This is a genomic window from Polynucleobacter antarcticus (assembly GCF_013307245.1).
Taxonomy (GTDB): Bacteria; Pseudomonadota; Gammaproteobacteria; order Burkholderiales; family Burkholderiaceae; genus Polynucleobacter; species Polynucleobacter antarcticus.
The window spans coordinates 1,399,571-1,413,166 of record NZ_CP028941.1 but is presented as its reverse complement, the minus strand read 5'-3'; the positions used below and the strand labels follow the sequence as shown (position 1 = coordinate 1,413,166).

Annotated in this window: 14 protein-coding genes; 8 read left to right on the top strand and 6 right to left on the bottom strand. The window is 46.3% G+C overall.

Annotated features, from left to right (window positions below):
* Positions 1-35 precede the first annotated feature (35 nt).
* From queE to DCO16_RS07380, 5 genes are read left to right on the top strand one after another with little or no spacing between them, the layout of a single operon-like run.
* The gene (gene queE, locus DCO16_RS07400) at positions 36-689 is read left to right on the top strand and encodes a 7-carboxy-7-deazaguanine synthase (protein WP_173943053.1); all 654 of its coding nucleotides are present in this window, start codon (positions 36-38) and stop codon (positions 687-689) included.
* A gap of 51 nt (positions 690-740) precedes the next feature.
* The gene (queD, locus tag DCO16_RS07395; protein ID WP_173943052.1) at positions 741-1,205 is read left to right on the top strand and encodes a 6-carboxytetrahydropterin synthase QueD; all 465 of its coding nucleotides are present in this window, start codon (positions 741-743) and stop codon (positions 1,203-1,205) included.
* Positions 1,206-1,213: 8 nt separating this feature from the next.
* A complete protein-coding gene (tadA, locus tag DCO16_RS07390) occupies positions 1,214-1,669 on the top strand; it encodes a tRNA adenosine(34) deaminase TadA (RefSeq protein WP_173943051.1) in 456 nt (151 codons plus the stop codon).
* The gene (locus DCO16_RS07385) at positions 1,666-2,610 is read left to right on the top strand and encodes an LD-carboxypeptidase (RefSeq protein WP_173943050.1); all 945 of its coding nucleotides are present in this window, start codon (positions 1,666-1,668) and stop codon (positions 2,608-2,610) included. Before tadA ends, DCO16_RS07385 begins: the two co-directional genes overlap by 4 nt.
* 24 nt (positions 2,611-2,634) lie before the next feature.
* Positions 2,635-3,279: an SOUL family heme-binding protein gene (locus DCO16_RS07380; RefSeq protein WP_254598015.1), complete on the top strand. Its 645-nt coding sequence runs from the start codon at positions 2,635-2,637 to the stop codon at positions 3,277-3,279.
* A gap of 39 nt (positions 3,280-3,318) precedes the next feature.
* Here the strand turns inward: DCO16_RS07380 and DCO16_RS07375 are convergent, their stop codons facing one another.
* The 5 genes from DCO16_RS07375 to DCO16_RS07355 are packed head-to-tail and all read right to left on the bottom strand — an operon-like array spanning position 3,319 to position 8,891.
* Positions 3,319-4,209 carry a 23S rRNA (adenine(2030)-N(6))-methyltransferase RlmJ gene (locus DCO16_RS07375; protein WP_173943049.1) on the bottom strand — a complete coding sequence of 297 codons (891 nt, stop codon included), beginning with the start codon at positions 4,207-4,209 and terminating at the stop codon, positions 3,319-3,321.
* Between the two features lie 2 nt (positions 4,210-4,211).
* Positions 4,212-5,009 carry a phosphatase PAP2 family protein gene (locus DCO16_RS07370; RefSeq protein WP_173943048.1) on the bottom strand — a complete coding sequence of 266 codons (798 nt, stop codon included), beginning with the start codon at positions 5,007-5,009 and terminating at the stop codon, positions 4,212-4,214.
* A 5-nt stretch (positions 5,010-5,014) separates the two neighbouring features.
* Positions 5,015-6,274 carry a glycosyltransferase family 9 protein gene (locus tag DCO16_RS07365; protein ID WP_173943047.1) on the bottom strand — a complete coding sequence of 420 codons (1,260 nt, stop codon included), beginning with the start codon at positions 6,272-6,274 and terminating at the stop codon, positions 5,015-5,017.
* 18 nt (positions 6,275-6,292) lie between these two features.
* Positions 6,293-7,336 carry a lysylphosphatidylglycerol synthase transmembrane domain-containing protein gene (locus DCO16_RS07360; RefSeq protein WP_173943046.1) on the bottom strand — a complete coding sequence of 348 codons (1,044 nt, stop codon included), beginning with the start codon at positions 7,334-7,336 and terminating at the stop codon, positions 6,293-6,295.
* Between the two features lie 58 nt (positions 7,337-7,394).
* Positions 7,395-8,891 carry a glycosyltransferase family 39 protein gene (locus tag DCO16_RS07355; protein WP_173943045.1) on the bottom strand — a complete coding sequence of 499 codons (1,497 nt, stop codon included), beginning with the start codon at positions 8,889-8,891 and terminating at the stop codon, positions 7,395-7,397.
* 47 nt (positions 8,892-8,938) lie between these two features.
* Here DCO16_RS07355 and DCO16_RS07350 point away from each other — a divergent pair, with 47 nt between their 5' ends.
* Entirely contained in the window at positions 8,939-9,736 is a 798-nt protein-coding gene (locus DCO16_RS07350; RefSeq protein ID WP_173943044.1) for a DUF3047 domain-containing protein, read from the top strand.
* A 40-nt stretch (positions 9,737-9,776) separates the two neighbouring features.
* Here the strand turns inward: DCO16_RS07350 and DCO16_RS07345 are convergent, their stop codons facing one another.
* Complete coding sequence (locus tag DCO16_RS07345) at positions 9,777-12,116, bottom strand: heavy metal translocating P-type ATPase (protein WP_173943043.1); 2,340 nt, start codon at positions 12,114-12,116, stop codon at positions 9,777-9,779.
* Positions 12,117-12,165: 49 nt separating this feature from the next.
* Between DCO16_RS07345 and DCO16_RS07340 the strand changes: the two genes are divergently transcribed.
* Both DCO16_RS07340 and apbC read left to right on the top strand, forming a co-directional pair.
* Positions 12,166-12,360 carry a heavy-metal-associated domain-containing protein gene (locus DCO16_RS07340; protein ID WP_173943042.1) on the top strand — a complete coding sequence of 65 codons (195 nt, stop codon included), beginning with the start codon at positions 12,166-12,168 and terminating at the stop codon, positions 12,358-12,360.
* A gap of 145 nt (positions 12,361-12,505) precedes the next feature.
* Positions 12,506-13,594: an iron-sulfur cluster carrier protein ApbC gene (gene apbC, locus DCO16_RS07335; RefSeq protein ID WP_173943041.1), complete on the top strand. Its 1,089-nt coding sequence runs from the start codon at positions 12,506-12,508 to the stop codon at positions 13,592-13,594.
* Positions 13,595-13,596: the final 2 nt, after the last annotated feature.

Below are 13,596 nucleotides of genomic sequence, written 5' to 3'. Positions count from 1 at the left end.
CTTAATAGCAAAACGCTTAAAATTAGAGCTTAACTATGTACACCATTAAAGAGCTCTTCCCAACCCTTCAAGGTGAGGGTGCCCACGCAGGTCGTGCGGCCGTATTTTGTCGTTTTGCTGGCTGCAATCTCTGGAGTGGCCGAGAGGAGGACCGCGCCTCAGCAGTTTGCCAATTTTGCGATACCGATTTTGTTGGTACTGATGGTACTGGTGGTGGCAAGTTTGAGACTGCAGCTCAGTTAGCTGACACCATTGAGGAAGCCTGGCGTAGCACTACCGCCGGCCCTCAGCAACGTTATGTGGTGTTTACGGGCGGCGAGCCCTTGTTGCAACTTGATGCAGTATTAATTGACGCCTTGCATGCCAAAGGATTTTTAGTAGCTATCGAGACAAATGGTACTTTGAAGGTACCCAAGGGCGTAGATTGGGTTTGTGTCAGCCCTAAAGCGGGCTCTGAACTGATTGTTCTCCAGGCGGATGAGATTAAGTTAGTTGTCCCACAGGCTGGACATCAGTCGCTAGAGAGTCTACTAGCCAGGTTTGAGGGGATGGATTATCGCAATCGTTTTTTGCAGGCCATGGACGGACCTCTGCTAAAAGAGAATTTAGCATTAGCAGTGAAATTGTGTCAAAAAAGGCCATTATGGCGATTGAGTCTGCAGATCCATAAAATGATTGGTATTCGATAGCAGTGGCAGTAATGACATTGCTAGCAAACATAGCGCAAGATTAGAGAAGATATGGCAACTACACCAGAAGTGATTTCCGTTACCCGCCGACTAGAGTTTGACTCAGGCCATCGCATTCCTAATCATGATGGGCAATGCCGACATTTACATGGACACCGTTATGCCATTGAAGTAACTTTAACGGGAGCGATTGCAGATCATCCAGGGCAGGCAGATGATGGCATGGTATTAGACTTTGGTGATATTAAGCGTCTGACTAATCAATATATTGTTGAGCCTTGGGATCACGCATTTTTGGTAGCAAAAGAAGATATTGGTTTAGTCGATTTTCTAGGTTCCATACCTGATCACAAAACAGTTGTCATGGAGCAAGTGCCCACTGTAGAAAACCTAGCGAGTGCTGCATTTAAAATATTACAGCCTGTTTTTCAAAAGGCATTTGGTGCGCGACTAGTGCTCTCATCAATTCGTCTTTATGAAACCCCTAATTGTTGGGCTGACGTTTCTCATTCATAAGATGCCCTATGCAGGCTGAGCTTGATCGTCAATTTATGCAACAAGCTTTGGATCAAGCCAAGCTTGCAGCGCATGCCGGTGAGGTACCTGTTGGGGCAGTGCTGGTTCACGACGGAAAAGTAATTTCAACAGGTTTTAATCAGCCCATTAGTTGTCATGATCCTAGCGCCCATGCAGAAATGATGGCTATTAGAGCTGCTGCACAAGATCTGGCTAATTATAGATTGCCAGGCACGACTCTCTACGTGACTTTAGAGCCTTGTGTGATGTGTGCAGGAGCCATGTTGCATGCCAGGGTAGAGCGTGTTGTATTTGGTGCCCATGATCCTAAAACGGGCGCCGCTGGTAGCGTGCTTAATGTATTCTCAGAAAAGCAGATTAACCATCAGACGCAAGTGGAGGGTGGGGTCATGGCTGAGGAGTGTGGTCAGTTATTACGAGATTTTTTCAAGGAGCGGCGTTGAAGCAGATTCATTTGATTGCTCCTTCTGGAGCGAGCTTAGATAGTCAAAGTCCCTTAGCCGGAATTGCTTGGCTAAAACAGCAGGGTATTGACATACTCAATACGGATTGCGTAAGCCGCGTAGAGCAACGCTTTGCGGGTACTGATAAGCAGCGCTTATCTGAAATCAACCAGCTGGCTGATTTATCTCCGGAGATACTGGTGCTTGTAATGCGAGGTGGCTATGGCTTACATCGCCTACTTCCTGATATTGACTGGAGCGCCATTGCTCAGAATATTCAAAAAGGACTGCAAATTTGCGGTCATAGTGACTTCACTGCATTCGAGTTAGGGATGCTGGCAAAGACGGGAGCCATTACTTTATCTGGCCCCATGCTCAATTTTGATTTTGGGTGCCAAGGCGAGCAGGGCGATAGCATTACTCCAAATGCCTTCATGTGGAAACAATTTCAAACGGCTGTGCAGGATCATAAATTAGATTACACCGTTAGCGCCTCCCAAAAGTACCTGACAAAATCAGACACAGGCGCCTGTTCTGGAATTCTGTGGGGTGGAAATTTAACGGTATTGACCGGGTTGATTGGTACTCCATATCTACCGAGCCCCGCACAAACCCAAGGCGGTATTTTGTTTTTAGAGGATGTTAACGAGCATCCTTATCGCATAGAGCGGATGTTGATGCAGCTATTAGATGCCGGCATCATCAGCAATCAAAGCGCTATCTTATTAGGCGGATTTTCAGCTTATCGCCTGCATGATCACGATCGGGGCTATAGTTTAGAAAGTGCTTTGGAGTGTATTCGACAGCGGCTTCCAGAGGAGATTGTTCTGTTGACTGATTTGCCATTTGGGCATCAAGCAGAAAAGCTGACCTTACCGGTCGGAGCCCAGGCGCAGGTAACTTATGATCGAGCGGGTTTTAGTATTCAATCTCAGTGGTAAAAAGTAAATGCAAAGAAAGCTCCCTTGAAGATATTATTTGTTCTGACTAGTCTATTGATTGCGAGTGCTGCAATGGCAATTGAAGAACCCAAATTTACCCTTCTGGAAAAATCGGAGCCGTTTGAACTACGTGCCTATGCGCCGCTGATTGTTGCTGAAGTAAAAGTCAGCGGAGATGTTGATTCAGCATCGAATCAAGGCTTTCGTCTGATTGCAGGATATATTTTTGGTAAAAATCAGGTAAGCGAAAAAATATCGATGACTGCGCCTGTGGCTATAGAGGCTAGTGCTGAGGATAAAAACAACAATAGTAAAAAAATTGCAATGACTGTGCCAGTCACTATTGAAGAGGCTAAATCCGATAAAGCGACTGTCAAGGAATGGACGGTATCGTTTGTGATGCCCTCTGAGTACACCTTAGCTACTTTACCTAAGCCCTTAAATCCCCTTGTTCAAATAAGAGAAATACCTGCTGAGAAAAAAGCGGTAATTACTTTTTCAGGTTTTTATGGCAAAGAGAAGGTGCAGGAAAAAACACAGTCACTAGAAGCTTGGATAGCTCTTAAAGGTTGGAAGCCCATCAGTGAGCCGCAATTTGCGCGTTATAACCCGCCTTGGTCTCTACCGTTTATGCGCCGTAATGAAATCATGATCACTGTACGTGACTAATGTACTAAAGAATACATTGATGAAGTCAGTTAAGCCTCTTTAGACTTCAAAGCTTTTCAATAAAAATTGCGCACCACTATCTTGGCCTAATGCCTTCGTTAAGATTGGTAAGCTCTCGGCAAGATGTTTCTCTAAAGTCCAGGGTGGATTGATAATAAATAGCCCGCTAGCCTGAAGGCGCCGCTCCTTAGGGGAGTTCTCCACTCTCAGCTCTACATTCAGCCATGGGCGTTGATGACTGCCGGCAATTTTTTTCATACGGTCTGGGAGTGCTGCGGATTCTCTTCTGGAGAGCATGGGATACCAGATGGCATAGCATCCTGTAGCAAAGCGATGCATTGCTTCCTCCATGGCGCTCTCAAGATATCGATAATCTTGTTTATCCTCATAAGAGGGATCAATGAGGACTAAGCCACGTCGACTAGGTGGTGGCAATAAACCCTTTAGCCTAGTAAAGCTATCTGCTGCGTAGATATCTGTTTGCTTGGCTTGTTTTAACTGATCAATATTGTGACGTAAGACATCGATTTCTCTAGGATGTAGTTCAAACAATTTGAGTCGATCCTGGGGTCTCATCAAGCGCGCCAAGATAAAAGGTGAGCCGGGATAAATGTGGATCTCGCCGTTTGCTGAGTCAATGTTCTCAGCACGAATACAGTCAAGATAGCTCTCGATACCCGCGCTTAAAGATCTACCTGCCACTTTTTCTTCGGCTGCAAATTGCATTAAACGATAAATGCCGCCACTCGCTTCATTGCTCACTGCAGCAAAGCCATCGGTTAGGCTGTAAATACCAGCACCTGCATGGGTGTCGACCATGGTGAGTGCGCCGGGCTTTTCTTGAAGATATTCCACCAAGTGAATCAAGACCAAATGCTTCAGAATATCGGCATGACTACCTGCATGAAAAGCATGGCGGTAACTAAACATCGTTAAATAGCCTTAGTTGTCTGTGCTTTAATAAAAAAAGCCAAAGTGATGGCGATTAATGCCACGCAGGCATATTGCAGCGATTGGTTTAAGTCGGAATCTAAGGTTTGTGTGAGCAATACATAAATCGCTCCCACTCCACCAAGCGCCAAAATTCTTGGGCCAATTTTATTGGGTGCTAACTGGCGATCTGGAATATATTCTGAGATCCATGCACCGATCATGCCAGCCCATAAGCCAATTGCCGAACCAGCTAAGACATCAGTAAGCCAGTGCGCGCCAATAGCATTGCGCGACAATCCTGAAAAAACAGCAAGGATAAATAGCCACCAAAGAGAGGAACGTTTATCTTTGGTGCTAGCAAAGTAAATTCCGGAGATAACAGCAAAAGCAGTAATTGTATGACCCGAAGGCATGGCTTTAAAAAGTAAAGGCTCACCGATACGATAAAAGTCTTCCATAGCCAGCACACCAGCAGGTCTTGGTAGTGCTAGCCAGAGTTTTAAGATTTGACTCACAATGCCGCCAAGAAGCGCTGCTATCAGTCCAGCACTGAGGAGTCGTGGCGCTAATAGCAAGAGAGGAAAGCACAAGGCATACATGCCCCAGCCATTACCAAGAAAGGTGAGCCAGGTCCAGATCACATCTGGAAGAATTTGGGTATAGCGATTAATCCATAAAAACGTAGGTGTTTGTAAGTCACCCCAATAAATAGCAATCGTTAGCGCTAAGGGAATCAGAGGAATGCACCACACTAAGCTTGATGCAAGTCTTCCCTCTGGTTTGCTGTGCTTAGCCATCTAAATTAGCGTGATTTTTCTTTATCGGCTTCGCTCAGTTGATACGCCATTTTCTCTAATACCTGAGATACCGTGATCGCCTGCATGCACACATTGTCATGGCAGGGAGTTTTACGATGGTTCGCTGCACTCACGCAAGGCGAGCATGCAAGATTGGCGGTAATGGCGATAGACTTGCCTATAGATCCATAGAGGGCAGGCGTTTCTGGCCCAAACAATACAACCGTTCGCAGCGCTGTAACTGCAGAGAAGTGACCTGGTCCAGAATCATTGGTGACCATGACATCTGACAGGGTATAGAGTGGCGGTAATTCTGCAAAGCTGACTTGCCCAGCAAAGTTCAAGGCATGTTTTACATTAGCGACAGAGCGCACCTTTTCTACGTAGTCAAATTCTGCAGGGGAGCCGGTAATTAAAATGAGATCTTTGGGGTAACGTTCGCTCAAACCTTGAATCAGCTCTGAGAATCGTTGCTGTGCCCAGCGCCTTTGCACCAACAGATCGCTGGCATTGGGGTTAACCAAAATAAGACGTTGTTTGCCTTGGGTAAATTCAATGCCAGTTGCTTGGCTCAGTGTTTCAATACGTTCCCGCACGGTATTTAAAACAGTAGGATCGATCACCGCCTGTTCTAAGCGAACTTCAGAGTCAGCGATCTGAATTTTACTGAAAGGAACTTCTATCTTTTGAGCAAACGCCGCGTGAATTAAAGATAAAAAGTTTTTGGTGATGTGAATATGTGGGTTGTAATGCACTTTGCGCGTCAGCATAAAACCCCGCCATAATCCCTCACCATGAAAAATGTGATAGCCCACACGACGACGTGCTCCACATAATCCAGTGAGTAAAGCGGTAAATCGTGAAAACAGTTCCAAGTCAATCACAGTATCAATCCGATGCTTGCGAGCAACTATTAAGAAGTGCAGGGTATCTTTAATCAAGCCAAGGAGACTTGAAGAGTCAATCGTAAAAATATTCTCAGGCTTGACTGTATTGAGTAAGGTTAAGCTTGCACGATTACTTTTAAAAATCAGGAAAAAGATTTCAGCGCCACGCGCTTGCGCATTGCGCATCGCTGGATCAACCAAAATAGCACTACCCATTTCGGATAATTCAATAAAGAGTAATTTTTGAGGGGCAGCAGCCCCGCGGGTAAATATATTCTTGACTCCATCCATAAGGGCGACGATGGGGCTTGCGATAGCGCAAAGGGGCACGCCGACCCAGTGGTCGATGGCACGCATAGTGTTGACGCTAATAGTCATAGTATGGCTTTGAAAAGATTATTTCCGTTTTAATAAAACAAAAGCACCAGGCAGAACTGCAAGTATGGTGATCGCGCCATAACTAATTGAAGCTAGTACGGTAATGGAGGGATTTATGCCCCACAGTGCTAATACTGAGGAGAGCGTGGCTTCGCGCAGGCCCCAACCTGAAATACTAATTGGTAGCATGAGTAACAAACTCAGTGCGGGTAATCCAATCATTAAGCTTTCAATGGGTGCATCTACTCCGTAAGCTTTTAGGCAGAACAAAAGGGTGAGTATTGTCAGTGCATGAATAACAATCGCAAAGATTGCTTGAGCAATATTCATCGGCCAAGAAAATGCAAACTGAATTCCGGGTAAGGCATCGCCCATTTGCATTTTCGCAAGAATCTTTTGCAAGAATTGGCTCGTGGGTCTCCAGGCTAAAACAAGTGAAGCAATGAGGATTGCAAAAATCATGATGCTGGTGACGACGTAACCCAGATCCTGTCCCCAAACGGCTAAGGTAGCACCACCCAAAATAAGACCAATACCGCCTAATAAATTGTTGCCTGCTAAACCGAGTAAGCGATCAACAAAGACCATAGAAAAACTCAGGCGTAATTTTGGAGTGGCATGTTCTAAGTCAACCGACTGATGCAGTTCTTTATCTAGCGTAGTTTTTTCAGTAAGTACGCCACTAATATTCATATGGGTTGCGGTAATAGCGCGATAGCTGTCACCACCTAAGGTACTTGGTAGGCCTTGGTTTATCAATCCGCCAGCAAAATATAAGGCCACATAATTTTTTAAGCTTCCCTGAAATCCTACTTTACGCATCAAGAAGCCCCAGCGTAAACCACCACAGATAAAAGCGCTCAACATCGTTAGGCCAGCCCCCAGAAACCACCATGGCTGCATCTGGATTTCTGAATCTAAGAGTGTGTGCCAGTCAATTCCGCTAGTGGCTTTCCAAAGTAGGGCTACCGATAGCACGATACGAATAGTTGGCCATGCCCGCTTGAGGAGTACTTTCCATCCAGATGTGGCTTTAGGGGTGGATTGCGGTTGCGAGCTCATAGGCATAAGGATAATGCCTTGAGCAGCTCAGATCATGAAAATACCTGAATCTGGGGAATTAGCGTGGAGTCCCAGCATCTTGCCAGTGATGGCATAGGCTAAAGTCAAATCTTGACAGAACCTGACCAAAACGGATTACTTCTAGGCTCTCTAAGGGTTCGCACCGTTCAAAAGCCCTATTTCCTCCGATCGGAGGATTAAAGGCCATGCCTGACCAATTCATTAGCAAGACGCTGGCCCCATTGGGAAGCCCCCCAAACCAGAGGTCAAACTGATCTTTACGCTGATCGAGAACAAAAACGGGGAGGGGGCTGGCATACCAAGCTGCTCTGCTGCCCAAAGTCCAATTCTGTACGGCAATTCCCTCAACTTTGCTGGCCTGTGCAAGTTGGGCTGCTTTTTGACCGGCTATCTTCCAACCATAGAGATCGGCAATGGGATTCGATTTAATCGCGGCGCTATTGATGCCTCCAGCGAGTACAAAACTAAATCCTAATAGACAAATCAGAACTTGCACTATAAAAATGATTTTAATAGTCAAGCGACCTTTCATCACCCAGGCTTTGGCGAGACCAATCCCCACAAAAGGGGCTAAGCAAAACCAAGCAGGCATGGTCCAGTGGGGTAAGCCACCGCCACCGGATAAAGCGGCAAAAATAGTAAAGGGGATGAAAAAGAAGCTAAGCAAAGCCACCAGAATGACTTTGTTCGAACGTAGACAGTCCTTGACAAATATAAAGAGGCCGATGAGTAGGAGCGGACCAAAACAAGCAATCTGTATGCCGATAAAAGCAGCCACCCTGCGCCAGGCCCAGGTACCGCCACTGCCATGGGCAATTTGGTATTTGAAGGAGATCCAATCGTTTACCCAGTTCCAGTACAGCACTGGGCTAATGATGATGAGCGCTAGAAGGGCAGCGAACCAAAAACCCATTGTGTTAAGCCAAGGTTTTTTGGGGGCACTTAAAAAGACCAGTAAGAGCGCAAAGGCAGTAAATACAGCTGTGTATTTACTGAGTCCTGCCAGACCCAAGAGTAAGCCCATTAGCAGCCAATCTGCCATTGAAACAACATCTTTTCTGATCCAGCGTAATGCCATCCACATGAGGCCAAGGCTCAATGGGGTCAATAGGGTGTCTGGCAAAAGGCCAATCGCTAAAACATGGGGCAGCGGCGCTGCAACAATAGCCAGCACTGCCATCAATCCGCACAAACTAGCTGAAGGTAGAGCAGTAGTTAAATAGCCTGCATTACGCCCCTGAAGCACATGATGAATTTCTAGGGTCACTTGATAGACCAAGTAGGCAGACAGTATCCAAAGCATTTCAGGGATGAGCCGAATGATGCCTTCAGAAGAAGTCAGACTAACGAGTGGCCATTGAATCCATCCGACGAGAGGAGGGTGATCAAAGTAACTCCAAGCTAAATGCTTGGCATATAGAACGTAATGCGCTTCATCTACTGAGAATTCAATCGAGAAGCCCAAGGCGAAATGCACCACTGCGGCAATAAAGATGCAAATGGCAGCCCAGCTTGAGGGGGATTGATGGCGCATAGACTGATTTTAGACCCACACCCCATTTCTTTGGGACAATTGCAGGCATGCTCTCCAGAATATTCTTGCTCTTATGCGTTGGCGCTACCACGCTGCTGACTGGCTGCGCTGCGCTGACAGGTAACTCTGTTCAAAATGAGGCGGGGCAAGCATTTAATGCAGATCAGTTACCAGCCCAGGAGGAATTGCCTAAATTTTCTGCAGAAAAAGCACGTACTGGTATGCCTCAAGGATGGCATTTTTATCGCATCGCACCGCATAAGAAAAATACGGTTTACCGCTTGGAAAATTATCAGGGCAGAACAGTTCTTGCCGCTAACTCTAAAGTCTCTGCTTCAGGTCTAGCCGTAAAACTTACGCCCCGCACAGTGCAAAACTTATCACTACAGTGGGAGTGGAAGGCAGTGGGCGCGATACCGAAAGCAGATAATGCAGAAGGCCATCATGATGACGCGCCCCTCAGAATTCTTGTGGCCTTTGATGGTAATAAAACCAAATTACCGCTTAAAGAAAAATTTACCTTTGAGATGGCTAGTTTAATTAGCGGTCAAGAGATGCCCTATGCCACGCTGATGTACATCTGGTCAGGTAAAAGTCCCGTGAATACTATTATCAATAATGCACATACATCGCGCATTAAAATGATTGTGGTCGATTCTGGTTGGGAAAACTTAGGCAATTGGCACAAGCATGAGCGGGACCTCGCGGCAGATTACAAGCTCGCTTATGGAGTGGCGCCAGGCAATCTGATTGGTATTGCCTTACTCACTGATACCGATAATACGAAATCAGAAACGCGTGCACTGTATGGTGATATTGAGTTGGTCCGTAAAAATCCAAAATAAAATCAAAGATAAACTCAAAGATACATTGAGCCCACTCAAACTATTGAGTTGATAGCTGGCTTGGTCGCCAGCGTTTGAGCAGTAAAGCATTGCTTAGTACAAAGAAACTCGAGAGGGCCATAGCACTGCCAGCCAGCATCGGGGATAAATAGCCAAACGCCGCCATCGGAATACCAATCGTATTAAATGCGAATGCCCAAAATAAATTTTGACGGATCTTATTCCAAGTTCTTTTGGAGATATCAATGGCATCCGCCACTAAGCTAGGATCACCTCGCATCAAAGTAATGCCTGCTGCCTGCATAGCCACATCCGTACCAGTAGACATTGCCATACCCACATCTGCCATAGCTAAGGCTGGAGCGTCATTGACCCCATCGCCTACCATGGCAACATAGTGTTTTTTGCCACTAGCTGAATTGCTTGATGCTGAACTAAATAGGGATGATGTTTGAAGTTGTTGAATGATGTTCGCTTTATTGCCAGGCATTATTTGTGCAAACACATCATCTATACCAATCGATTGAGCTACCGTCTGGGCAGCAGCTAAGTTATCTCCGGAGATCATGACGGTACGAATGCTGAGTGCATGTAAGGCGGTAATCGCTTGTTTAGCATGCGGTTTCAGCTCATCACCAAATGCTAGGATAGCAATGGGGGTGAGATTGGAGCTAACAGTAATATCTTGCGAGCTACTAGCATCCATTAATACAGAAACCGTGTGCCCTTGATCAAAAAAATCTTGTGCTTTTTTGAGGACGGCGGGAAGGATAGAACTATTCTCGAGAGAGCTCACGCTTTGTAAGCGGACGGTATGACCAGCAAAAGCCCCCGTCATAGGAATGCCTTCTATACCAATTCCGGGTAATGCTGTACTTGCAGAGGTAGAGATGGGCAAGACATGTTGATCTTTCGCGAAATCAATCAGCGCTCTAGCTAAGGGATGCTCACTGCCTAATTGCAGACCTGCTGCAGTGGCTAATATTTCATCGGCACTGACCTTGACATGATCAAATGCAAGAAGCTGAAGTAAGCGTGGCTTGCCAATTGTGAGGGTGCCTGTTTTATCAAAGGCAACGATGTCTAAGCGATGGGCTTGCTCTAACACTTGTGGATCTTTAATTAAAATGCCAAAGCGTGCAGCCACACCAGTGCCCGCCATAATGGCCGCAGGGGTCGCTAAACCAAGCGCGCAAGGGCAGGCAATGACGAGAACAGAGACGGCGCGCAAAATAGCAATAGAGATTGAGTCTAAATAAAGCCAATTACCCAGACCAGTGATCAGTGCTAAAACAATCACCGCCGGGACAAAGATGGCGCTCACTTGATCTACGAGTTTTTGAATCGGCGCTTTTTGGGTTTGTGCATCTTCTACTAAGCGAATAATTTGCGAGAGCACGCTTTCAACACCAACAGCTACTGCACTCACAACTAAAGCACCCTCGCCATTGAGAGAGCCGCCGATGACTTTAGCGTCCACAGACTTTTTGACTGGAGTACTTTCCCCGGTAAGTAAAGACTCATCCACATGACTAGTGCCTGACAGGATGGTGCCGTCTACTGGAATACGTTCACCGGGAAGTACCCATACGCGATCACCTGGCAACACTTGATCTAAAGGTAAATCACGATATTGGTCTGGGCGAATACTTGAACTGCCCAGTTCAGTAAGTTGACGATCTATTACCTTGGCATGCTCAGGCCAGAGTTTTTGGAGCGCTCGAATGGCTTCACTCGTTTGCTGCTTGGCACGTGCCTCTAACCATTTCCCCAATAAGACCATGCAGATGATGACCGCTGATCCCTCGAAATACAGTTCATGAGCATGGCTTGAATTGAGCAGAAGGTAAAGACTGAGTCCATAAGCAGCACTCGTACCTAGTGCAACCAGTAAGTCCATATTGCCAGCACCCGCCATGAGGGATTTATAGCCCGCTACATAAAATCGCCACCCCAATATAAATTGCACTGGCGTTGCTAAAGCCAATTGCCACCAGCCTGATAAAGACCAATCGACTCCAAAGGGCATCAGCACCATGGGCAAGAAGAGTGGGGTGGAGAGCATAAAACCCAAAACTACACGGGCTAAGCCATCGGCTGCCCAGAATGACTTAGCAACATCCCGACTGGCATTGCCTTGGGGCGTGCTCTCTTTGGCGCTATAGCCCGTCTTTTCAACGGCGTTAATAATGTCTTCAAGGCTTGCAGTGCCTGGTTTTATCCGAATACGTGCTTGCTCAGTAGCTAAATTGACCGTAGCAGCTTCAACCCCCGGAATGCTACTCAAGGCTTTTTCTACCCGGTTAAGGCATGAGGCGCAGGTCATCCCCCCAATATCGAGGGTAAAAAACTCAGAATGTGTCAGTTTTGATGTCGTCATAGCAGATAATCACCAGTATGGACTTAAATAACCTCTTTTAAAGGACAAGATGTTTAATCTCAAAGTTTCCGGCATGACCTGTGGCGGTTGTATTAATGCTGTCACCCGTGCGGTTCAGGCTCAAGACCCATTGGCCAAGGTGCAGGCTGATTTAGCGACCCAAGTGCTGACCTTGGAAACGACCTTATCGCCTGAGTTGGCTGGCCAGTTAATCAGTGATGCTGGCTTTCCCTTATCTCAGTGAGGCATCAGCAATAATCTCGTTTTAAGCAATTTTTTGCATGTGCGGTTAACCTACCCGCTATTCCGTTATTTGTAATGGATCTCAATAGACCAGATTGAGATTCCCCTTAGGGTCCCTTAGGGAAAGTTTGTCATAGGAGAAATTGGTGGCAGTTACCGTAGAAATAGTTCAAGCAGCATTAAAGGGTCTGATAGACCCAAATACCAATATCGATTTTGTGGCAGGTAAGAATGTCAAAAATTTGCGAGTGGATGGTGCAGATATCACCCTTGATATTGTGTTGGGATATCCGGCCAAAAGTCAGTTTGATGCCATTCGTAAATCGGTCATCAGTGTTCTGCGCGAACTGCCTGACGTGAAGAATGTCACCGTCAATGTCAGCAGTCAAATTGTGGCCCATGCCGTGCAGCGTGGCGTAAAGCTATTGCCTGGGGTGAAAAATATTATTGCAGTAGCTAGTGGCAAGGGTGGTGTTGGTAAATCGACTACAGCAGTTAACTTAGCCTTGGCTCTAGCTGCAGAAGGTGCACAAGTTGGTATGTTAGATGCCGATATTTACGGTCCAAGTCAACCGATGATGTTGGGTATTACCGGCAGACCCGAAGCAGTTGCAGACAATATGATTGAGCCGATGGAAGGGCATGGTTTGCAAGCAAGCTCAATTGGCTTTTTAATTGATGCCGATGCGCCTATGGTATGGCGTGGCCCGATGGTCACCTCCGCTTTAGAGCAACTACTTCGTCAAACCCGTTGGCGCGATCTCGATTATTTGATTGTGGATATGCCCCCAGGTACTGGTGATATTCAATTAACCTTAGCGCAAAAAGTGCCAGTGACAGGCGCAGTGATTGTCACTACTCCTCAAGATGTTGCATTATTAGATGCGCGCAAGGGTCTCAAAATGTTTGAGAAGGTAGGCGTTCCCATTGTTGGCATCATTGAAAACATGAGCACTTATGTTTGCCCAAACTGCAGCCATGAAGAACATATTTTTGGTAGTGGCGGCGGAGAGAAAATGTGTAAAGAGTATGGCACTGACTTTTTGGGCGCGCTCCCTTTGAATTTATCAATTCGTGCACAAGCCGATGCTGGGCGACCTACTGTAGTCGCTGATCCTGATGGTGCGATTAGTATTATTTATAAAACGATTGCCAGACGCGTGGCTATTAGGGTGGCCAGCCTATCAAAAGATATGAGTAGTAAATTTCCGAGCATTGTTGTTCAGAATACCTAAGG

Excerpts from the sequence above, each read along its gene's own strand:
- queD (WP_173943052.1), top strand. The coding sequence starts at position 741 with ATGGCAACTACACCAGAAGTGATTTCCGTTACCCGCCGACTAGAGTTT.
- DCO16_RS07345 (WP_173943043.1), bottom strand. The coding sequence starts at position 12,116 with ATGACGACATCAAAACTGACACATTCTGAGTTTTTTACCCTCGATATT.
- queE (WP_173943053.1), top strand. The coding sequence starts at position 36 with ATGTACACCATTAAAGAGCTCTTCCCAACCCTTCAAGGTGAGGGTGCC.
- DCO16_RS07360 (WP_173943046.1), bottom strand. The coding sequence starts at position 7,336 with ATGAGCTCGCAACCGCAATCCACCCCTAAAGCCACATCTGGATGGAAA.
- DCO16_RS07375 (WP_173943049.1), bottom strand. The coding sequence starts at position 4,209 with ATGTTTAGTTACCGCCATGCTTTTCATGCAGGTAGTCATGCCGATATT.
- DCO16_RS07355 (WP_173943045.1), bottom strand. The coding sequence starts at position 8,891 with ATGCGCCATCAATCCCCCTCAAGCTGGGCTGCCATTTGCATCTTTATT.
- tadA (WP_173943051.1), top strand. The coding sequence starts at position 1,214 with ATGCAGGCTGAGCTTGATCGTCAATTTATGCAACAAGCTTTGGATCAA.
- DCO16_RS07350 (WP_173943044.1), top strand. The coding sequence starts at position 8,939 with ATGCTCTCCAGAATATTCTTGCTCTTATGCGTTGGCGCTACCACGCTG.
- DCO16_RS07340 (WP_173943042.1), top strand. The coding sequence starts at position 12,166 with ATGTTTAATCTCAAAGTTTCCGGCATGACCTGTGGCGGTTGTATTAAT.
- DCO16_RS07370 (WP_173943048.1), bottom strand. The coding sequence starts at position 5,009 with ATGGCTAAGCACAGCAAACCAGAGGGAAGACTTGCATCAAGCTTAGTG.
- DCO16_RS07365 (WP_173943047.1), bottom strand. The coding sequence starts at position 6,274 with ATGACTATTAGCGTCAACACTATGCGTGCCATCGACCACTGGGTCGGC.